At 30.3% G+C, this 20,838-nt stretch carries 19 protein-coding genes and 1 riboswitch; of the genes, 4 read left to right on the top strand and 15 right to left on the bottom strand.

The window, feature by feature from the left end; all coding sequences use genetic code 11:
* The 11 genes from ACK2WO_RS07040 to ACK2WO_RS06990 all read right to left on the bottom strand — a co-directional run bounded on the left by ACK2WO_RS07040 (window position 1) and on the right by ACK2WO_RS06990 (window position 11,203).
* The gene (locus ACK2WO_RS07040; protein ID WP_414697205.1) at window positions 1-993 is read right to left on the bottom strand and encodes a response regulator; all 993 of its coding nucleotides are present in this window, start codon (window positions 991-993) and stop codon (window positions 1-3) included.
* Window positions 986-2,311, bottom strand: a complete 1,326-nt coding sequence (locus ACK2WO_RS07035; RefSeq protein ID WP_414697204.1) for a PocR ligand-binding domain-containing protein — start codon at window positions 2,309-2,311, stop codon at window positions 986-988. The genes ACK2WO_RS07040 and ACK2WO_RS07035 overlap by 8 nt, the downstream gene beginning before the upstream one ends.
* A 78-nt stretch (window positions 2,312-2,389) precedes the next feature.
* On the bottom strand, window positions 2,390-3,511 hold the full coding sequence (locus ACK2WO_RS07030) for a 1-propanol dehydrogenase PduQ (protein WP_414697203.1): 1,122 nt from the start codon (window positions 3,509-3,511) through the stop codon (window positions 2,390-2,392).
* 31 nt (window positions 3,512-3,542) lie between these two features.
* A complete protein-coding gene (locus ACK2WO_RS07025; RefSeq protein ID WP_414697202.1) occupies window positions 3,543-4,862 on the bottom strand; it encodes an aldehyde dehydrogenase in 1,320 nt (439 codons plus the stop codon).
* Between the two features lie 10 nt (window positions 4,863-4,872).
* The gene (locus ACK2WO_RS07020) at window positions 4,873-5,136 is read right to left on the bottom strand and encodes a EutN/CcmL family microcompartment protein (protein WP_178411498.1); all 264 of its coding nucleotides are present in this window, start codon (window positions 5,134-5,136) and stop codon (window positions 4,873-4,875) included.
* 22 nt (window positions 5,137-5,158) lie between these two features.
* On the bottom strand, window positions 5,159-5,848 hold the full coding sequence (locus tag ACK2WO_RS07015) for a BMC domain-containing protein (protein ID WP_414697201.1): 690 nt from the start codon (window positions 5,846-5,848) through the stop codon (window positions 5,159-5,161).
* Window positions 5,849-6,412, bottom strand: coding sequence for a hypothetical protein (locus tag ACK2WO_RS07010; RefSeq protein WP_006439326.1), 564 nt, complete (start codon window positions 6,410-6,412; stop codon window positions 5,849-5,851).
* A gap of 91 nt (window positions 6,413-6,503) precedes the next feature.
* A complete protein-coding gene (locus tag ACK2WO_RS07005; RefSeq protein ID WP_006439325.1) occupies window positions 6,504-6,782 on the bottom strand; it encodes a BMC domain-containing protein in 279 nt (92 codons plus the stop codon).
* A 65-nt stretch (window positions 6,783-6,847) separates the two neighbouring features.
* A complete protein-coding gene (gene pduB, locus ACK2WO_RS07000; protein ID WP_118548991.1) occupies window positions 6,848-7,639 on the bottom strand; it encodes a propanediol utilization microcompartment protein PduB in 792 nt (263 codons plus the stop codon).
* A gap of 12 nt (window positions 7,640-7,651) precedes the next feature.
* The gene (locus tag ACK2WO_RS06995) at window positions 7,652-8,569 is read right to left on the bottom strand and encodes a glycyl-radical enzyme activating protein (RefSeq protein ID WP_006439323.1); all 918 of its coding nucleotides are present in this window, start codon (window positions 8,567-8,569) and stop codon (window positions 7,652-7,654) included.
* 72 nt (window positions 8,570-8,641) lie between these two features.
* Complete coding sequence (locus ACK2WO_RS06990) at window positions 8,642-11,203, bottom strand: glycyl radical protein (protein ID WP_178411497.1); 2,562 nt, start codon at window positions 11,201-11,203, stop codon at window positions 8,642-8,644.
* Between the two features lie 471 nt (window positions 11,204-11,674).
* Between ACK2WO_RS06990 and ACK2WO_RS06985 the strand changes: the two genes are divergently transcribed.
* The 3 genes from ACK2WO_RS06985 to ACK2WO_RS06975 are packed head-to-tail and all read left to right on the top strand — an operon-like array spanning window position 11,675 to window position 15,370.
* Window positions 11,675-12,217 carry a BMC domain-containing protein gene (locus tag ACK2WO_RS06985; RefSeq protein ID WP_414697200.1) on the top strand — a complete coding sequence of 181 codons (543 nt, stop codon included), beginning with the start codon at window positions 11,675-11,677 and terminating at the stop codon, window positions 12,215-12,217.
* A 19-nt stretch (window positions 12,218-12,236) separates the two neighbouring features.
* Window positions 12,237-14,081, top strand: coding sequence for a DUF4037 domain-containing protein (locus tag ACK2WO_RS06980; protein ID WP_414697199.1), 1,845 nt, complete (start codon window positions 12,237-12,239; stop codon window positions 14,079-14,081).
* 32 nt (window positions 14,082-14,113) lie between these two features.
* Window positions 14,114-15,370, top strand: a complete 1,257-nt coding sequence (locus ACK2WO_RS06975; RefSeq protein ID WP_414697198.1) for a DUF4125 family protein — start codon at window positions 14,114-14,116, stop codon at window positions 15,368-15,370.
* A 146-nt stretch (window positions 15,371-15,516) separates the two neighbouring features.
* Here ACK2WO_RS06975 and ACK2WO_RS06970 read toward each other — a convergent pair whose 3' ends face one another.
* From ACK2WO_RS06970 to ACK2WO_RS06960, 3 genes are read right to left on the bottom strand one after another with little or no spacing between them, the layout of a single operon-like run.
* Complete coding sequence (locus ACK2WO_RS06970; protein WP_414697197.1) at window positions 15,517-16,209, bottom strand: radical SAM protein; 693 nt, start codon at window positions 16,207-16,209, stop codon at window positions 15,517-15,519.
* 27 nt (window positions 16,210-16,236) lie between these two features.
* A complete protein-coding gene (locus ACK2WO_RS06965; protein ID WP_414697196.1) occupies window positions 16,237-16,800 on the bottom strand; it encodes an ECF transporter S component in 564 nt (187 codons plus the stop codon).
* A complete protein-coding gene (locus ACK2WO_RS06960) occupies window positions 16,800-17,771 on the bottom strand; it encodes a nucleoside hydrolase (RefSeq protein ID WP_178412358.1) in 972 nt (323 codons plus the stop codon). Before ACK2WO_RS06960 ends, ACK2WO_RS06965 begins: the two co-directional genes overlap by 1 nt.
* A 102-nt stretch (window positions 17,772-17,873) precedes the next feature.
* Window positions 17,874-17,917, bottom strand: a riboswitch (PreQ1 riboswitch).
* Between the two features lie 191 nt (window positions 17,918-18,108).
* On the opposite strand from ACK2WO_RS06960, the gene ACK2WO_RS06955 reads away from it, so the two are divergent.
* Window positions 18,109-19,455: a P-loop NTPase fold protein gene (locus ACK2WO_RS06955; RefSeq protein WP_414697195.1), complete on the top strand. Its 1,347-nt coding sequence runs from the start codon at window positions 18,109-18,111 to the stop codon at window positions 19,453-19,455.
* Window positions 19,456-19,508: 53 nt separating this feature from the next.
* On the opposite strand, the gene ACK2WO_RS06950 is transcribed toward ACK2WO_RS06955, so the two are convergent.
* The gene (locus ACK2WO_RS06950; protein ID WP_414697194.1) at window positions 19,509-20,789 is read right to left on the bottom strand and encodes a HEPN domain-containing protein; all 1,281 of its coding nucleotides are present in this window, start codon (window positions 20,787-20,789) and stop codon (window positions 19,509-19,511) included.
* Window positions 20,790-20,838: the final 49 nt, after the last annotated feature.

Raw genomic sequence — 20,838 nt, 5'->3', positions numbered from 1 at the left:
TTACACATTTCTATATTCAGAAATCGTCATACCTTCGTACTTTTTAAAAACTTTGCAGAAATAGCTAAATTCGTTATAACCAACTTCAAAAGATATTTCTGCACCACTTTTTTCGGTCATACATAAGTATTCTTTCGCAAGATTTATTTTCTTTAAATGTATATAATTCATTATCGTCATGTTTAATTCTTTTTTGAAAATTCTACTTAAATAACCCTGGCTTATATTACAGTCTTTTACTATGTCTTTTAAAGAAATGTCTTCACCTATTTTATCATCTATATATTTAAATACATTCTTTAAAATAGCATATTTAGATGAGCTAATCTCAGCAAAAATGTAGTCCATTATTTTAAATATCCATATTGAAAGCATTCTCTTATCAAGTACAGCCTTATCAGATATACTAAACTTATTCTTAATTTCTTCAAAGTCATAATCTCTTTCATGAAATACTGAAATAAAAACTTTATCAGATATTTCTTTAAGAACTGTTCTTAAATCCGCTTCTTTACTTATTTCATATATTTCATCGACTAATTCATCGATTATTTCGTATGCCTTCATAAAATCTTTTTCGTTTATAGTATCGAAAATTCTTTTAGCTAAGCTGTTTTCCTTGTTTCCTTTATCTTCTCTATGATTATTTAAAATTTCTACTATTATCTCTGGATTAACTGGCTTAACAAAATACCGTTTTATTTTGCTATTAATAGCCGATTTAGCCATTTCAAAACTTTGGTAGCTACTGACAATGTATATGTTTGCTTTTGGATTTATTGAAAGGATTTCCCTTGTTGCGTCTATTCCATTCATTACAGGCATCATTATATCCATAAAAATTATATCAACCTGATTGTTTTTACAGATTTCAACTGCTTCTCTTCCATTTTTAGCAATATAATCTACTTGAAAACCATCTACAGATGAAATGATTTTCGTCATAGATATTCTCATTAATTCATCATCATCTACTACAAGTATTTTATACATAATCAAAACCTTCATCAAAGTTTATAGGGTATTTAATGTATACCTTTGTTCCCTCTCCTTTGATCCTTTCAGTGTTTATTCTATACTCTGTGCCAAATGTATCAGTCATAAACTTTTGAACATCTACAATAGATTTTACGATTTCATTTCCTTCATGATTTCCACCGTAAATCTTGTAAACATTTTCCAGTTCTGTTATAGCTTGTCCAGTTCCATTATCTTCTATTAAAATTTCTATATCCTTGCCTACTTTTGATATGCTTATATTTATCATAAGGTCGATATCTTCAGTATTTAAAGTATAATAGATTCCTGCATATACAAATGGCAATATCAAAGAATACGGTATATTTATATCCAATACATCTTTTTCAAATTTTATATTATAATCAAGTCTATCTGAATATCTAATCTTATTAAGCTGTATAAATTTTTCGACCTTTCTTATTTCATCCCTAATAGTTTTATTTCCGTCAAGATCTAATCCACTTTCTATAAAATCTAAATATCTTAGCACTGCTCCATTAGTTTTTGAAGCATCTTCTATAACTGCAAGATTTGATATCATATTAAAAGTATTTCTCATAAAGAACAGATTATTATCTCTTTTTAAGGTATCTACCTTTTCTTTTAATGCGTTGTTTTGATACTCTAGTCTCTTTATCTTATCCTCAAGTTCATTGATTCTAGTTAAATTCTTTTTCTGATTATGTCCAGAAATAAGCTCTTGTTTTGTTAATTGGTTTATTATAAGCTCTACAAGTTTAGCTATTGATACGATTTCTTTATATGAATATATCTTTAAATCGCTAATATCTACATCTTTTGTCTTTTCAGCTCTTATTTCTGTATCTGGTATATTTGCTCCACCAGGAATCATATTCTTACTAAGTCTCATAACTGAATCTGGAGCATCTAGGCATCTTACCTGCCCACCGATAAATCCACCTAAATATTTATCATTAATTATTATAGGTATAGCAACCTCTAAAAGACCACATGGACAAAAGTATATGCTAGTCTGTTTTGTTGTAGCTGCTATTATTGAACCCGATGCATCCGATAACTTGCACAAAGTCCGCTTATTTTTGTCTGTTCTCATTTTTCTACAGAAGTTTGAAAACTTAGTTGGTTCTGATACTGGCTCTCCTCTGTAATCAACAGTTACAAAAGCAAGCCCTGTAACATCAGAAATTATCTTTTGTATCTCATCTAAGTTCTTTCTTCCAAATATAGATATAATATCAAAATTATCTTCTTTTCCTTCCAGATATTTTTCATTTATTGAAATATTTACAGATTTACTATTAGTAGTCATAACGGTCTCCTTTTTTATACCAATAAAAAAATCTTATAGATTATCTAACTATTGGTAATTTTATTATCTTATTATAACTTAATAGATTTTCTCTAGTATTTCAAGTATATCTTTATCCTTGATATTTTTTGGATTTCCTGGAAGACATCTATCATTCATAGCATTTGCTGTCATTACAAATTTTTCAAGTCCCCATTTGCTTAAGTCGATATTTCCACATTGAGAAATATTCTTAGGAAGATTCATTTCTTCCATAATATTTTTTATAAATAACTTTAGTTTATATATTGCATCACAATCGCAATCATTTTTTTCTGCAAGTCCAATTTTTCTAGAGTACTCAGCATATTTTTCTTTCGTTTTAGGATCTTCCGAGTTAAAATCTATTACCTCACAAAGCAGTATTGCATTTGCTAAACCATGAGCTATATGGTATACGCCTCCAAGCTGATGTGCTATAGAATGATTTACACCTAAGCCAGCAATATTAAATGCATTTCCTGCTAAGTTTGATGCCATGTGCATTTTTTCTTTTGCTAATTTATCTCCAGCATTTTTATATGCTGAAAGTAAATACTTAACTACTAATTCTCCTGATTTTTCTGCAAGTGCATCTGAAAAATCATTAGCTCCTTTTGCAACGTATGCTTCTAAAGAATGTGTAAGTACATCCATTCCTGTATTTGCAACTATTGCTGGAGGAAGAGATTCTGTAGTTTTTGGATCAAGTATAGCCACAGTTGGAAGAATTTCATCTGATATAAGTGCATGTTTTACACTACTCTGCTCATCTGTTACAACTGCAACATTTGTAACTTCTGATCCTGTTCCACTTGTTGTCGGAATTGCTATAAATTCTAAATCTTTTTTTAATTTACCTGCCTGTTTTAAGAAATAAATTGTTCCTTTAGCAGTATCTATAGCTGATCCTCCACCAAATCCAATTAAATATTCAGCGTCTATCTGTATCATTTTTGCCATTGCTTTTGATACAACACTTAGAGGAGGATCTGGTTTTATATCGTCAAATACTTCTACCGTATTTGTTTCGTCTAAATTGTCTAGAACCATGTTTATCATTTTATTTTTTACTAAAAATCCATCTGACATAACTAATACCTTTGAATTTTTTATACTTCTCAAAGATTCCATAGCTCCTTCGCCAGAATAAATTTTTGTAGTCTGACTTATTATATTCATAATTGTCTTCCTCGATTTACGCTATCTATTTCTATAATATTGTCAAAGTATCAACTGTTACACATCTTCTTTTTCTTGAAAAGTCTCTAGCTGTAACAGCTCCTTCTCCTGTTATATTTGCTATAGTGAAGCTTGTTCCACCTACTCCACATATTCCTATTCCATCAAGTGAGCAACCATTTTTTATAAATATACTAGTTTTCATCACTCTTTCTGCAAGTCTTAGTCTATCCATTCTATTTGAATGAATTCCTGATGTATGTCTGCATCCCTGCTCTACTTCAGCGGCTATTTCTAGTGCTTCATCAAAATCTTTTGCTCTTACTATGCTAACTAAAGGCATTAATAATTCTTCAGTTACGAAAGGATGAATTTTAACAGTTTCTACAGCTATCAATTTATAGCTTCTATCTGTTTCTATTCCTGCATCTCTTAAAATAACATCTGCATCTTTTCCACCGTATAGTTTGTTAGGTTTCATATCTTCTGTTAGTAAAAGTTTTGAAAGTTTTAACATTGTAGCTATATCCCTTACATAGAATACACCGTTTTTCTTTAACTCTTTTTCTAACTTCTGAGCAACTTCATCTACTACTATTATGTTCTTTTCTGTTATACACATTATATTGTTATCAAATGAAGCTCCTCTAGTTATGCAGTCAGCTGCTCTTTTTATATCGGCAGTTTCATCTACTATAAATGTAGGATTTGCAGGACCTGCTGCTATTACTTTTTTCCCACAAGATATAGCACTTCTTGCATTATCTGAACCACCTGTAGATACTACTAAATCTACATCCGGATGATTCATTATTTCTCTTATATATGCAAGTTTACATTCATCTAGTGTAACTACTACATTTTCTATACCTGTAAGGTCAGAAATTATAGTGTTTATTATGTTTGTTAAGAATTTTGATACATTCATAGCTCTAGGATGAGGGCAGTTTATAACTGTGTTTCCTGCTGCTAAAAGAGCTATTGTATTATTTATCATAGTTTCACATGGGTTTGTACTAGGCTGTATTGCACAAGCTATTCCGTATGGAGTATATTCAAATAATGTAAATCCTCCGTCCCCATGTCTTATTTCGCTCATTAGAATCTCTGTGCCTGGAGTTTCCTCTATAGCCAATTTTATCTTTAATTTCTTGTCTTCTAAGTTTCCCATGCAAGTTTCTTTTAGTGACATTTCTGCTAATAGATCAATATAATCTACGAGTTTTCTTCTGATTTCTCTTATTACTTCCTCTTTATCTCTTAGACTCAGTTTAGAGTATAATTTAAAGGAGCTCGTTGCAGCATATATCGCATCATTTACATTGGAAAATACGCCTTTTTGATTATTCATAATATCTCCTTTATACGACTACATCATCTATTATTCCTATAATAGCTAAGTCTATAGTCGCTCTTTTTCTTTCTTCTTCTACTCTGACAGAAGATCCTGACCCTACTAATACATACTCTCCTATACCAGCTCCAACAAAATCTGCAGCAACCTCTTCAGGCCCTTCTTTTTTTAGTGCTGAATTTACAGGCTGAACTATCATAAGCTTTGAGCCCATTAGAGTATCATTTTTTTTAGTTGCAACTACATTTCCTACTACCTTTGCTATATACATCAGAAACCTCCTGTTTTATTACTTATTTATTACTATTGTTATTTTCGTTTGTCACCTTGTTTGTTGTTGTTTTTCTTCTTCTATTTGAACTTGATTGAGACTTTGTTTCTTTTACTTCTTCTTTTATCTGTTCATTTTCTACTTTTTTATCTTCTTTAGCTTCAGTCTTAACTTCTTCTTTAGTTTCTTTAACTTCCGCTTTTGCTTCTACAGTTTTTTCTACCTTTTCTATAGGTTTTTCAACATTTTCAGAAGCTTTTTCTACTACTTCTTCAACCTTAGGCTCTTCTTTGATTTCTTCTTTTTTAGGTTCTGGCTTTACCTCTTCTTTAATAGGAGCCTCTTGTTTTACTTCTGCTTTTTTTACGTTTGTTGCTTTAGCCTTAGCTTCTTCTTTTACTTCTTCTTTTTTAGGTTCTTCCTTTTTTTCTTCTTCTCTAAAAGAAAGAATTCTTTTTTCTAAATCCATATTAGGTCTAGCTATTACATTAGATGCAACATAAGCACCTGACTGTAAGGCTAAGCTTTTTCCTGCTGATATAGCTGCTTTAACTGCACCAACATCTCCAAATATTTTTACAGTAACATATCCAAATCCTTTTGTTATTTCAAGGTCATTTATTTCTATATTAGCTGTTTTTGCCATAGCATCAGCGACAACAATAGCTGATGATAATCCTACAACTTCAATAGTTCCTAGAGATTTACCCAATTACATCACCGCCCTTATGTCGTCTATCATTTCTATATTAAATTCAAGAATTTCTCTATAATATGCTAGTATTCTCTGTTTATATTTTTCAGGCTCTTTTCCTGTCAACTTTTCTATTCCAAACTTCATAAAATAAATTTTAGCACCTTCTTCAAAACAACGTCTTACAACCTTTGTTGTCGCTGTTTTATCAGTACAAGATGCTATATCTATTATGTCATTTCTTGAAATCACTGGAAATACTACCATTTCATTATCAGACTCTACTTTAAACTCTTTAACTGTTAAAATATCATAGCCTAATTTTAATTCTTGAGCTTTCGTTCTAAATTCATCAACTTTATCTCCAAGGATAAGTATTTTCACATTTTTATTAAGTTTTTTTAATTCTTCAAAAAAAAGATAATATCTATTATCCCATTCTTCATTTACTGCTATGTAAATTTTTTTCTCTTCTTTTAGTGATAAAAGCTGTTGTTCTGAAGATATTTTTTCCTGTTCGATAAGTACTTGTCTGATTATCTTTCTTAATATCGCGTTAAAATCTTTTTCACTTACTGACATTTTATCCTCCAATTATAAGAAAATCCATCTCCGCACAGGGCGGAGATGATCTTCTTACTTTTAGATTATTTGATTTTCTTCAAATTTTTTATTATTCGAAGTGTGGTATTATTCTTTCTGTATCAGTGTGAGGTCTTGGTATTACGTGAGTAGATACTACTTCACCTATAGCTCTTGCAGAAGCTGCACCAGCGTCTACTGCTGCTTTAACTGCACCAACATCTCCTCTTACCATTACTGTTACTAATCCTGATCCTATTTTTTCGTATCCTACTAGGTTAACGTTAGCAGCTTTTACCATAGCATCTGCTGCTTCTATTGCTCCTACTAGTCCTTTAGTTTCAACCATTCCTAATGCATCTGAGTTCATAATTTACCTCCATAAATTTATCTTTTTTCTTTATATTTAAATCTTATTCTCTTTTCTCTTAATTCTTATATATATGGTACTGTGCTTGATTCAGGATGTGCTCCTAAAGCTCCTAATAATTTTATACCAACTTCTCTTGCAGCCTGAACTGCCTGTCTAACTGCTCCAGAGTCTCCTGTGAATGTTAATATAACTTCGTTTGAGAAACTTGTTCCTTTTGCTGGAGAGCTGTATGCAACAACATCTACGTTAGCTGCTTTAACTGCTGTATCTGCAAGTACTGTTCCTATAGCTGCTGGCCCTGCACAAACCATACCGAATGATTTTCCAAGAGGAGTTCCAAAAGCTTTTTCTAAACAGTAGCTTGCTCTTGCTGTATACTGGAATTCTAAGTGTCCAGCTTCATTTCCGTAAACATCTCCAAAGTATTTTGGAAGAGATTCTAAAGCTATTTCTACTGCTCTTCTAGCATCAGAAACATCTTCAGCTCCTATGTATATAAGTGAGCCATGTCCTGCTCCACCTTTTGTATCTCTAGGTAATTCAACAGATATTACTTCAGTATTTGTTGCTTTAACAGCATCATCAACTGCCATTATCTGTGGTCCAGCGCCAGTTCTTCCGCCTATTATACCTATTGATCTAAATTTTCCAAGTCCCATAGCTTCTGTAAGAAGTGGGTCAACACTTGCTATAACAAGACCTATTGTATCTCCTTCAGATACTCCTACGAATTCAGTAACGCTTTCTGCGCAACAATGTTTTTTAGGTTCACATTTTTCTTCGCAAGTATTAGCATTTAATCCTAATTCTTCAGAAACCTGGCCCATTACTTTTTCTAATAATTCTTTATCCATGTTTGCCTCCCGTTATCCACCGATTTTACATTCTAAACCGTAGCTTTCTACAATTTTTTTATATTTTTCAAGTTCTTCATCTTTTACTTTTGGAACACCTTTAAGTTCGTATTCTCTTCCTAATAATTCGTACTTACCTTCTCCATAGTTGTGATATCCTAGAAGATGTAACTCTCTTACATTTGGAAGTGAGCCTGCAAATTGGGCAATCTTTGTGATTTCCTCTTCATTTGCATTGAACCCAGGTATAACTGGTACTCTTATAATCGTATGGGTAATTTCCTGTATAAGCTTAGCTGCTTTCATAATTTTTTCATTGTCTACACCAGTAAACTTTTTATGAGGCTCTGAGCTTATACTCTTTATATCAAGTAGAACTAAATCTATATATGGAACCACATCTCTTATCACATCTTCATTTACAAATCCTTCCGTTTCTATGGCTGTATGCCATCCTTTTGCTTTACAAGCTTTGAAGATTTCCTTTGCAAATGCAGGCTGAGTAAGTGCTTCACCACCTGATAATGTAACACCTCCATTAGATCTGTAGTATTGGATGTCATCTTTTTTAACTTCCTTGATTACTTCCTCTACTGTCATCTCCTTACCCTTCATAGATAATGCTCCAGAAGGGCAAACAAGAGCACATTCACCACATAGTGTACATTTTGTTCTATCTACCCAATATTTATTTTTAGGATCTATAGCCTTTGCCTTGCATGCTGATATACACCGTCCACATTCAATGCAAAGGCCTTTTCTATATAATAGATCCGGTTTGTACGACTGAGATTCAGGGTTTGAACACCACTTACATCTCAACGGACAACCTTTTAGGAAGACGATTGTTCTGATACCAGGTCCATCGTGAATTGAGTATCTCTGTATATCGAATACCACACCTTTGGCACTGTAATTAACAGATTCCATATAATCTAACTCCCTTTAATTATTTCAATTTATATTTTCTAAAATCTATTTCTATCTTTAATAAAATTTTTATTACATATTATGTTCTGTTCTGTTTATTATATCGTCCTGAACTTCTTTAGCTAGAGTAACGAAATGAGCACTGTATCCTGCAACCCTAACTATTAAGTCCTGATGATCTTCAGGATGTTCCTGAGCTTCTATTAATGTTTCTTTATCTACAACGTTAAACTGAACATGGCTTCCTTTGTGGTCAAAGAAACTCTTAACTATTGATACGAAGTTTTTAAGTCCCTGTTCACCTGCAACAGCTGCTGGAGTGAATTTCTGGTTGTAAAGTGTACCATTTGATGCCTGAGCATGGTCAAGTTTAGCAACTGAGTTTGATGCAGCTGTTGGTCCATGAGTATCAACACCCTGTCTTGGAGAAACACCATCTGCTAGAGGTTCATGAGCTAATCTACCATCTGGTAATGCAAGAACGTCTTTACCAAATAATACGTTTGCTGAAACTGGGTATATACCAGCCTGGAACTGTCCACCTCTTGGGTTAGTGTATTTATCTACTTCGTTGCAGTAGATTTTTCCACATCTTCTTGCAAATTCATCAACTTCTTCTATATCATTACCGAAGCTGTCTGTATTCTGAAGTATTTTTCTTATTGTAGTGAATCTACCTGTTGATTCTCCACAGCAAGTTCCAGTTTTGCAAGCTGAAGTGCTTATTTTTTCAGTTAATTTATTTTCTAAAGTAGCCATATCTATTGAACCTGTGCTAGCTAATATTTTCTTAACTGCTTCATATATTTCAGCTTCTGATAAGCTAGCTCCTTCTATTGAAGGTTCTTTGCATCCTGGAGTTATACAATCAGATGCACCGAAGTTAGATTCTAAAGCTTCTTTTAATTCTTTTAATGTTATTTTCTTATCTTCAAATACATGTTTCTGTATAGCGTATAAAGAGTCACCTGAGTCAGCTACACCGAATGCCTGAGGTCCTGTGAAGTTGTATATAGCTCCACCTTCCTGAGCAGTTTTACCAACTTTTATACAATCATCAACCATTGCTGACATGAATGGTAGTGGTGCTCTTTCCATATGAGCGTAGTCAACAGCATTGTCTGCTTCAGCTAGACGTCTTACAAAGTATTCCATCTGTTTCTGATATGCAGCGAATATTTTTTCTATGCTATCTAATTCTTCTAATTCACCAGTTACTGGTCCAAGCTGTTTTCCATTGCATCTACCATTGTTTAAAGTTATTTCAAGAACTTTTGCTATGTTGAAGAATGCAGCATCATGCCATCCTTCTGTTCTGTGTCCAGCCTGTGGTTCAACACAACCTATTATGCAGTAATCTCTAGCATCTTTTAAAGCTACTCCTCTTGCTACTAGTGCAAGTATTATAACTTCGTCATTGTAGAATGCTGGAACACCGTATCCTAATCTTGAAACTTCACAAGCTCTGTATAAGAATTCTAGTGGAGAGTTCTGATGTACACGAACTGAGAATGAAGGAGCTGGTAATTTAACATGTGCAACTGCTTCCATACACATATAAGAAACTTCATTTGTTGCATCTTTTCCTTCTTCGTCCTGTCCACCAACACAAAGGTTCTGGAATACTGCGTATCCTGCAAATGCCTGTGCTGAAACTTCATCTCTAGTTTTGTTTATATCGTTTAATTTAACCCATATACAGTCTATTAATTCCTGAGCGAATTCTCTGCTTATGTTGTCATTTTTTAAGTATGGGTACATATACTGGTCAAATCTACCTGGAGATATTGAATGTCCGTTTGATTCGATCTGTACCATTATCTGTATGAACCAGAATGACTGACAAGCTTCATAGAAGTTTCTTGCACCATATTCTGGAACTCTATCACAGTTTTCAGCTATCTGAACTAATTCAGCTTTTCTAACTGGATTAGATTCTACTGCTGCTAATTCTCTTGCTTTATCAGCATATCTATGAGCAAATTTTATTGCTGCATTGTAAGATATTATAACTGCATTGTAGAACTGACGTCTTTTTATTGTTTCTGGATCGTCTGGATCTAACTGGTTCATAGCAGCTATAGTTTCTTCTAATACTCCTCTGAATCCTTTTTTAAGTATTTTGCCGTAGTCAACATTAACGTGACCAACTCCACCGTAGAAGTAGTTACCTACTGTAAATACTCCATTTGCTATACAATCTTTTGTTTCAGGAGACATGTAAGAATCTGCTAATGAACTAGTAGTTTTTCCATCCCAATATTTGAATGCTTCGTGTAATTCACCCTGAACTTTTTCAGATATTTCAAATGGGTCAGCCATTCTGTTGTGCATTGTTTTGAATTCTTTTTCAACCCAGTCATAAGAGAATTCTGGACATATTTCAGTAGATCTTGGGTTTATTGTTATTGACCCAACTATTAATTCGTTATCTCTTATTGTTACTGGTAATTCGTTGAATATTTTTTCAACTGCTTTTGCTCTTCTTATAACTGTTGGAAGACCTTCAGTTTCTTTGTAAGATTCTGTTACTAAACAAGCTCTTTCTGATTCAACCTGAGGAACTGCATCGATTATAACCTGTCTTAATTTTTCAATTCTCTCAGTTGGTTTGCTAAAACCTTTTTCTAACATAAGTGAACCTCCTAAAATTAAATAAATTTATTAAAGAATAATTTATATTAACAGACAAATATAAAAAGGATTCTTAATTTGTCGTTATTTCTAAACACATCTTTCAACATATACTTTATCAATTTTTTGACAGGTCTAGTTAATACAATACAACCTCCGTTATTGTAATATTAAAATCAAAATAAAAACTTAACACTTAGATAAGCGTTTTCCTAATTAATCGTCTTATTTTGTTAATATATTCATAAGTTTTATTTATTTTATATATATTTTCAACTTATATACCTTCTTTTTTTAATATTTTTATATTTTTATTTAATAGGTTTGAATTTTTCAATTTTATCAATTTGTAAAATTTTACCCTATTATATGTACTGTGCAAACTTTATCCCCCTTTTAATTGATTTGGATTTTACATTTAAAATATAATTATCTTGTATATTTATACTTACTTAAAAGGAGGGATTTTTAGTGGATTTTTCTGTAGGAATACTAGAGTTCCCACACGTAGCTGAAGGATATAAGAATATAGACTATATAATGAAGCATTTTTCTATATCAACCTTAAAACTTCATAGAATTTGTCCTGGTAGATTGCTTTTTATTTTTTCAGCAGATACATCGGATGTAGTAAATATAATGAAAGAATATAAAGATAATAAAAGAAAAATTCTATATAGCTCTGTAACAGGAATAAGTGAAAAATGTATAGAGGCTTTATCTTCAAGAAATAAGGTCGATGATTTTTCTGATTTGGGAATTGTAGAGGTAAAAAACTGTGTAAATACAATAAAAGTAGCAGATTTGATTTTAAAGACCTCATCTTCAGAAATATTAAAAATAGATATGGGACTTGGATTATTTGGAAAAGGACTTGTGTTCTTTATAGGCTCTATATCAAATATAAAGGCTGCAATAGATACTATTAATGATAATTTTTCAAAAGAAGAAATAGTTTCTACTGAAATAATCTCAAATCCAGTAGATGATTTTAAAAAATTATTTTGCTACTAATATATAGAAAGGAGATTCCATGAAAACTATTGATGAAATAATGAAGGAAGTTCACTCTCTTTGGAGACAGGGACGAGAAAAAGAAATGGCTCCTCTATTAGAAGAAGCTATAAATCTTTGCAAGCTTCAAAACAATAATCTTAAACTAATCGAATTATTAAATGAATACGGTGGTTGTTTAAGAAATCTTGGAGAATTTGATAAGGCTATATCAGCTATAAAAGAATCTATAGAAGTATATGAAAAATCAAATCTTTCCAATGAAATAGCTTATGCTACTTCTATTATGAATCTCGCAAACATCTATAGAGAGAAAAAAGATTACTTTAATGCCGAAAAATATTTCAATATTTCAAAATCTATATTTGATAAATTGGGAGATAAATCTTATTCTTATGTCGGCCTTTTAAATAATTTCTCTCTTCTTTATAAAGAGATTGGAGATTATTCTTCAGCAGAAAAGATGCAGCTTGAGTCGATAAGAATTTTAGAAAAGAATTCAAAAATGAATGTCCCACTTGCTATAAGCTACAACAACCTTTACGAAATTCAAAAATTAGCAAAATCTAATAACTCTAGCATAGAAAATTTAAGAAAAGCGGAACAGATTTTACTTAAAGAAACTGGTACAAATCATCCTCTTTATGCATCTGTGCTAAACAATATGGCTGATTATGAGTTTTCTAATAAAAATTATAATGAAGCTCTTTCACTTTACAAAAAGGCTCTTGAGATTGTTAGAACTTGCTACGGTGAAAAAAGTGAAGCATTCTTATCAGTATCTAAAAATATAGATTTTGTAGATGACTTTATAAAAACATTATCTATAAAAGAACCTAGCTGTTCTGATTTAGAAAATAATTTTGAAACAAAGAAAAGTGATTATATCACTTCAAACGGAATTGATTATATTAAATCAGAGGAAATTGATTATAAAAATTCTAATTCTAAAAGATTGACTGGACTTGAAAGAGCTGAAATAGTCACAAAATATACATCTGAATTTATAAAAGTCAAATACCCAGACCTATACTCTAGAATCTGCCTTGCATTGGTTGGTGTAGGCTCTGAATGTTTGGGATTTGACGACGAAATATCAGAAGATCACGACTTTTCATCTCGATGTCAGCTATTTTTAGATGATTCTGATTACAAAACTTATAAATCAGACCTTGAATCATCATTAAAAATCTTCTGCAAAGATTTAGAATCTCTAACATCTAATTTAAAAGATGTAAACATTGAAATAATGCCAATATCTAACTTCTATAAATACTATACACTTTTTGAAAACGGACCTAAAACAGAATCCGAATACAGAAAAGTTCCTATGGATTTGCTTTGTGTAGCTACAAACGGAAAAGTATTTTTAGATAATTTAGGGAAATTCTCTGAGATAAGAAATAGATTATTAAACTTCTATCCAGAAGATATTAGACTAAAGAAAATAGCATTTCAGTTGAATAAAATGGCTCAATCTGGGCAGTACAACTACAGCCGAATGATTAAAAGAGGAGATACTGTAGCAGCTAATATTGCTCAAGGTGAGTTTGTTAAACACTATTTAGAGTTTGTTCATTTATTAAATAAAAAATATATTCCATTTTATAAATGGTCTTATAGAAGTGCTTGCTCTCTTGAAATTTTAGGAAACTTTACTAAGGATAATTTAAAAAAACTTTCTGAAGCATCTATATATGAAAAAGAGTCTATAATAGAAGAAATTTGCTTAACTGTTGTAAATACTCTTAATGAATTAGGTCTTAGCCACTCAAAAATAGACTTTTTAACATATCAAGCTGAGGAAGTAAGAAAGAATATTTTAAATCCATCACTTCGAAATGAAGACAGTTGGATTGAATAAATATATTTTATAAAAGAAAGGAGTTGATAATTTTGAATAAGGAAATATTAATAACCGATGTTGTATCAAATGAATGGGAGATGTTTACAAATACAAATAATATTGGACGGAGATCTAGTTGCCAAGACCAAAAGGGAAACTTCATCGCCTCTAGAGCTGCATATTGGAATATGTTTGATGAGCAAGTTCTTTCATCTTATCTAAAAGATTTATCAAATGCTAAATCTAATAAAATAAACCTAGCTGCTCAAAAATACGGCTACATGATGGAAAGTACTGATCCAGATTATTTTAAAACTATAAAACACCTACTTGTACCAGTTAGTGATAAAAAGCTTAAACTTGTGGATTCTATAATGCTTATATATATGAAATGGGAAGAATCTTTAATTTCTAGCTCTTTGGATAATAAAAATAGAGTCCTTTATAAACAGTACGATTCAAAATACAACACATCAGTAGAAACATATATGAGAGGTGAGCTTACTTCATATTCTGAGGAAACACTTTCTCTTATATTGGCTCAGTTCTTAAAAAATGTTTCTGATGGAGAAAATCCTGTTAAAAATTATCTTCTTACATTAAAAAATTACGAAGAAGGTAGCAAAAGTAGAAGTTGTAGTAAAAATTCTACTTGCTCTGTAGAAAACTCAAATTCTCATGATAAATCATGCAATGATAATTGTAAAAGCACAGAAAGTTGTAAAAACACAGGGAATGGATTTAATTCTAACCTAGCAGCTCATTACTCTAATGGCGATTGTAACAAAAAAAATACTTCTACTTGCAATGTCGAATCTTCAAGTTGTAACGTTGGAAGTTCAGATGAGATATTAAAGAATGTTTCAGCCTCAAAATCTGCTTCTTTGAAGAGAATTTTCTCCTTAAACTTAGATTTAGCTGAGAGATTAGCTGATATTGCAGTTAAAGTTGCTAATAGTATTGATTTAGATGTTGTTATTACAGTTGTCGATGCATCTTCAAACCTTATACTTTTCAAAAGAATGGATAATTCTCTTCTTTGCAGTATAGAGATTTCTCAGGCTAAGGCAAAAACTGCTGTTGAGTTTAAGGCAGATACGTTGTATTTATCTAACAACGAATCTCTTAAGACACTTAATAATTTCTCTAATGGTTCTACAAACTACTGCTTCTTAGGTGGTGGTGTTCCTGTAAAATCATTATGTGGAAAAATTATCGGTGGTTTAGGAATAAGCGGTGGCTCTGTTGAACAGGACTGCCTTGTAGCTGAAAAGACATTAAAAATATTTGAAAATAGCTTAAAATAATTTATCTTTTAAAATCAATTTAAAATAAACAAACAAAAAACGGATAAGAGTAAATTTTTCTCTTATCCGCTTTATATTTATGCTTATGTTTTTATATTTATTTTATATTTATGTTTATATTTTTACTTTATTTATGTCGTATTTGATTAATCTCCTACTCCAAAGTCAGTATTATTATAAAGAACTTCTATATTTGGATTATCATCTAAATACTTAAATGTCTCACAATACCATTTTACAAGCTCCTCATCTCTCTTAACAGGAGTCGTATTATTTACAAATACGTTTATAGTTCCTCTTTCAAAGTAGTTTTCTACTATTTCGATGTCTCTTTTAATCATTTCCTTAGTCTGACCTTTCATACCAACAAGTAGACAAGGTGAATTGAAATATTTTCTAACATCTTCATAAGTCTTGAAATTAGCACATTTGTTAAGGTATCCATTTCTAAATTCATTGTCAAATGTTTCAACACCTATTTTGAATTTTACCTCTACTCCTTTAAAGAATTCCTTCATTTCCTCTAGTCTGTTTTTATAGCACCAATGACTCTCAAACCAAAGAGTTTTTATATTTTTTTCTAATACTATTTCTCTTATTTTTTCTAGAGTTTTTTTAGGAATTTCAAAGCAGCTACCAGAGTTTATAACCTCTAATACCCCAAATTCTCCTGTTATATTTTCAAGAACTTCAAAGTTTGTTTCGTTCATTTCTTCTTCGTTCTGTGAGTTGTCATCTATATAATCGCAGAAAAGACATTTTCCCCATACACAAGGAAATGCTTTAAGCAATACTATTTCTCTAGGATTTTTTTCAGTTATTTTACTGTATCTATCCATTATTTCTTCCTCCGTCTGGACTTCTCCTTATCTTTTTGAAAAGGAAGCCACAAATTTTTTAGGCATTGCATTTAGACCTAAGCTCACTAGCGCAACTGCTGTAAACTTGTCTGCATAGTCAGTAACTATCTGAACTAAGAATGCTGCCATTACTTTATTCATACCTATTCCACTTAGGAACTGTAATATATATGAAGATCCTGATGATGTTATACCGTCAAATAATACAACTGTTATTATTGCACTAACTATTGATGTAGGAACTGCGAATAATAGAACACCTAGAGGAGTTTTCATCCCTTTTAGAAGTCCTCTTTCTGCAACTATTCCTGCTAGTAAACCTGTTGATATCTGAACCGGAGCATAGTATAAAGAGTACACATCAAATGTTCCACTTATTAAACTTCCGCAAACCCCTGTCATCACAGCGTATTTAGGTCCAAGTAATATTGCAACCATTATTGTCCCTATTGAATCCATATATATAGGTAATCTAAGTGTTAATGCTATAAAAGCACCGATTATATTTAAAGCTATACCAAATGCCATAAGTGTAAGTGTTTTTGTATTAAATTCTTTTTTCTTTTCCATTATAAATTTCCTCCCATTGCTTCAATTAATTCCTCATTTCCAGGGAATATTCTGTTCATAAACATTTTCATAGTTTTTTCTGAGTCTACTTCAGTTAGTACTAAAGCATTTTTTTCTTTTTTATAGAAGTCGAATTCGTCTACTATTGTCATTCCAATAGCTTTTCCTACTTCCTCTACTTCAACAAAATACTCTTTTCCGCTACAAATACTCTTATCTATGAAATAAGCAATTGCAAGAGGATCGTTTATAACGCATCCTATGATTCCCTCCTGATTCCAGTGGAAATCTATATAAAATCTTGTTATTTCTTTTATAAATTTGTACATTTTTTCGTTGCCTAGTCTGCTCATAAGCTCTAGTCTATTTGGTGTTAATACAATTTCTCTTGTAACATCAAGGCCTATCATCTGAACTTTTACGGGCATATTTTTGTAGACATAGTCTGCTGCATGTGGGTCAACCCAGTAGTTAAACTCTGCAACTGGTGAGCAATTTCCATTAGATTTGAAATTTCCTCCCATTGTAACAAATTCGTCTATGTTCGCAAAAGCTTCTTTGTCCACCTGTAGTGCTTTTGCTATATTTGTAAGTGGTGCAAGTGCTATTATTGACACATTTTCTTTGTTTTTAAGCGTGTCTACTATAAACTGTACTCCACCTTCTTTAGGCTCAACACCTTCTACATCTGAGTAGTTGTTTTCACCTAGTCCATCCTCTCCGTGAGTGTCCTGTGCTGTAACAAGCTCTCTCACTAGAGGTAATTCTTCACCAATGTATACTGGTATGTCTGTTCTTTCGCATATTTCCAGTACTTTGATTGCATTTTTTGCACCCATTTTTGCGGGTACATTTCCACTGCATACTGTTATTCCCAGAATTTCTAATTCTTCAGATTTTATCGCAAGCATTAGAGCTAATGCGTCGTCGATTCCTGGGTCGCAGTCGATTATTACTTTTCTTCTTTCCATTTTATATCCCTCCTTTTATTATTGCAAAGGAGAACTATACGACTTTTTTGCAACAAAAAAAGCCATATCAAAGGATACAACTTTATATACTGCCACTATATAAGATCCTTAGTTTTTTATACTTGGAGTTCTCGAACAAGTCCCAACATGTCTTGTATTTTAAGAGATGTTGGATTTTAAAGGTTTTATATTGTTTTTGCTGAAAATCTGTGTTTTGATTTTCAACGTACTTTATTTATTATATAATTTTTGATTTATTTTTTCAAGATTCTTTGAGAATACATTTTTTTATATTTTTGTTATAATGAAATTATAATAATTATAAAGGAGGCAAAAAATGAAAGATATTTATCCAGATATACCAACAGAAAATCCTTTTGAAAAAGATTTTTTTAAAAGAGAAAAAATAGCTAAAAATTTTTTAGGTATTTTTGATAATTTTTCAGAAAATGGTTTTGTTCTTGCAATAGATTCTGAATGGGGTACAGGAAAAACAACTTTTGTTAAAATGTGGGAAACTTTATTAAAAACAAAAGAATATAGTAACAAATATTATCCTATTTACTATAATGCTTGGGAAAACGACTTTTTATCAAATCCTTTTTTATCATTGTTTTCCGAAATATCTGAGTTTGAAAATTTAGATTCTCAATTTAATGATTTTATAAAAAATAATTTTAATGCTTTATCGAAATCAATAATTAATTCATTTAATATAAATATTCCTGACCTCAAGACAAGTGATTTTTTGAACAATATAAGAAATCAAAAGAATATCGTTTCTAAATTTAAAAAAATTTTATTCGATATTTCAGAAAATAAAAAAATAATATTTTTTATTGATGAATTAGATAGATGTCGTCCTAATTTTGCAATAGAACTTCTAGAAACAATAAAACATTTCTTTTCAGTTAAAAATATAATATTTGTAATTGTATTAGATAAATCCCAATTATCTAACTCTATAAAAGTTATTTATGGAGAAAATATTGATACAGATTCATATTTGAGGCGATTTTTTGATTTAGTTTATAAATTACCACCTCCAAGTATAGAATTTTATTTTTATAATATAACACATGATTTATTTTTTTATAATAATAATTCAGATATAAAATCTAAATTCCCTTTATTACAGTATTTTTTATATGTAATTATAGATTCTCCTTTTTATGGATTTTCATTAAGAGATTTAGATAAATTAAAAATACGTTTAGTTTTAATTTATAATAACTTACCAACATCTTTTACAAATATTATAGAAAATATTTGCGTTAATTTTTTAATTGCTTTTCTTTTATGTTTATCAATCAAAGATGATTCTTTATTTAAAAAAATTTTATTTGGATCTTATGATACTAGCGAACTGCACAACATTCTATCAAAATATATTGAATGTTTAAATTTTGATAAAGAACCTCTTTATGTAAATAATTTACTTTCTTCAGTTAAAGGATTTGGATATGCTAAAAACTTAGCAGACATTATATATCAATTTTTATCATTTTTCTTAAAATCTAATATAAATATATTAAATAATAATCTTTCTGCTAATTATATCGAATTTAAATATCAAAATTCTCTTTCTTATTTTGATGCTCCATCATTTGATATATCAAAGATATTATTTTCAGAAAATAGTATACTTGATATATTTAGTTTTACTTCTAATTTTGAACTTTAATATTTTAACAAAAAAAGATTTCATTATAATATTATAATGAAATCTTTTTTTAATTACATTTTATCTACAATTATTTTAGATGCTTTTTTAATATATTTAAATTTATTATTTTTCTCAAATCTATCTTTTATTATACTTTTATCAATACCTAATTCCATTAAAATTAATATTTGGACTATATAATTCAAGTATTTACCTATATAAAATATTGAATCTGTATCATTTAATAATTCGCTAGTTTCCTTTCTATCATAATGAGTATAATAATTTCTCGTATTACAAATTCTTTTTATAATTTCATCTATATTATCGTCTGTTAATAAATTAAATAAAAAATCACATTCTTTTAATAAATCTTTTAATCTATGCTTTAAACAAGGTTCTCCTTTTTTATTATATGATTTATCATCTTCTTTTATTTTTTTTGCATGTTCATTTCTAAATCTTCTTGAATATACTTCTAAAGCCTGAGTAATTCTTAAGAATGAAACTTCATCAAAGAATTTATCCTCTCCTAATCTTATAAAGTTACTTACTACTGGTATTAATTCCTCTTTCTTTTTAATCCAATTATCTATAATAGATTCAAATTTATCTTTTATATCAATATACCTTATCAATATATCTTTTTTTCTAATTTCATTGTTATTTTTTCTTATCATATTAGTAAAAATATCAGTTTCTAAAGATTCTTCTTTTAAAAATATTCTTTCAATTTTTATATTTTCACCAATGAGTATCGTTAGAATATTAGAAAAATCGTTCGCATACTCTAATGCATCATCAAGATCACACTTGTTAGTAAAATCAAACTTAACAAATGAATCATAGTCAATTCCAAATTTAGTTTCATGATATTTTTTCTTTACATTAAATAATATATTCATTTTATAATTTTTACAGTTTATCTCTACTTTAGGAAAATCCTTAAATTTTATTTCAGAAATTTCATTGTTATTATATTTTAATTCATCTATAATTCCTAAATACAATATCCAAGAAGATAAACAAGAATATTTTATATTTATACTATCAAATTTCAAATCTTCTTTTTCAAAATATTTTCCTATTATTACAGTTTCACAGTCATACTCAGCTAAAGTTGGCTTACCACTTCCAAACGATAAGTAATTTACACTTGCATTTAATATAGTTACTTCTCTTCCATCAAGTAAGCGTCCTTCTATAAATTTAATTTCATCGTCTAATCTCTCTAAATTTCTTTTCAATTCTGATTCAATATATAATATCCATTTTTCCTCATTTCTTCTTAATTCACCTATTACTATTTCTTCAGAACCATCTATTCGCCATCTTCCTATATAACTCTCCATAATTTATCCTCCTATAAAATCTTTTAATAAAATAAGGAGCTTTTTAGCT

It is taken from the genome of Peptacetobacter sp. AB845 (assembly GCF_047528295.1).
Taxonomy (GTDB): domain Bacteria; phylum Bacillota; class Clostridia; order Peptostreptococcales; family Peptostreptococcaceae; genus Peptacetobacter.
Note: the sequence above shows the minus strand (reverse complement) of the source record. Positions and strands in the feature narration are given on the sequence as shown.

What these genes read in the sequence shown, in the direction of transcription:
- ACK2WO_RS07010 (WP_006439326.1), bottom strand. Translation starts at nt 6,412, where the DNA reads ATGTCAGTAAGTGAAAAAGATTTTAACGCGATATTAAGAAAGATAATC.
- ACK2WO_RS07040 (WP_414697205.1), bottom strand. Translation starts at nt 993, where the DNA reads ATGTATAAAATACTTGTAGTAGATGATGATGAATTAATGAGAATATCT.
- pduB (WP_118548991.1), bottom strand. Translation starts at nt 7,639, where the DNA reads ATGGATAAAGAATTATTAGAAAAAGTAATGGGCCAGGTTTCTGAAGAA.
- ACK2WO_RS07020 (WP_178411498.1), bottom strand. Translation starts at nt 5,136, where the DNA reads ATGTATATAGCAAAGGTAGTAGGAAATGTAGTTGCAACTAAAAAAAAT.
- ACK2WO_RS07035 (WP_414697204.1), bottom strand. Translation starts at nt 2,311, where the DNA reads ATGACTACTAATAGTAAATCTGTAAATATTTCAATAAATGAAAAATAT.
- ACK2WO_RS06970 (WP_414697197.1), bottom strand. Translation starts at nt 16,209, where the DNA reads ATGGATAGATACAGTAAAATAACTGAAAAAAATCCTAGAGAAATAGTA.
- ACK2WO_RS07025 (WP_414697202.1), bottom strand. Translation starts at nt 4,862, where the DNA reads ATGAATAATCAAAAAGGCGTATTTTCCAATGTAAATGATGCGATATAT.
- ACK2WO_RS06995 (WP_006439323.1), bottom strand. Translation starts at nt 8,569, where the DNA reads ATGGAATCTGTTAATTACAGTGCCAAAGGTGTGGTATTCGATATACAG.
- ACK2WO_RS06965 (WP_414697196.1), bottom strand. Translation starts at nt 16,800, where the DNA reads ATGGAAAAGAAAAAAGAATTTAATACAAAAACACTTACACTTATGGCA.
- ACK2WO_RS06980 (WP_414697199.1), top strand. Translation starts at nt 12,237, where the DNA reads ATGAAAACTATTGATGAAATAATGAAGGAAGTTCACTCTCTTTGGAGA.
- ACK2WO_RS07005 (WP_006439325.1), bottom strand. Translation starts at nt 6,782, where the DNA reads ATGAACTCAGATGCATTAGGAATGGTTGAAACTAAAGGACTAGTAGGA.
- ACK2WO_RS07030 (WP_414697203.1), bottom strand. Translation starts at nt 3,511, where the DNA reads ATGAATATAATAAGTCAGACTACAAAAATTTATTCTGGCGAAGGAGCT.
- ACK2WO_RS06990 (WP_178411497.1), bottom strand. Translation starts at nt 11,203, where the DNA reads ATGTTAGAAAAAGGTTTTAGCAAACCAACTGAGAGAATTGAAAAATTA.
- ACK2WO_RS06960 (WP_178412358.1), bottom strand. Translation starts at nt 17,771, where the DNA reads ATGGAAAGAAGAAAAGTAATAATCGACTGCGACCCAGGAATCGACGAC.
- ACK2WO_RS06950 (WP_414697194.1), bottom strand. Translation starts at nt 20,789, where the DNA reads ATGGAGAGTTATATAGGAAGATGGCGAATAGATGGTTCTGAAGAAATA.
- ACK2WO_RS06955 (WP_414697195.1), top strand. Translation starts at nt 18,109, where the DNA reads ATGAAAGATATTTATCCAGATATACCAACAGAAAATCCTTTTGAAAAA.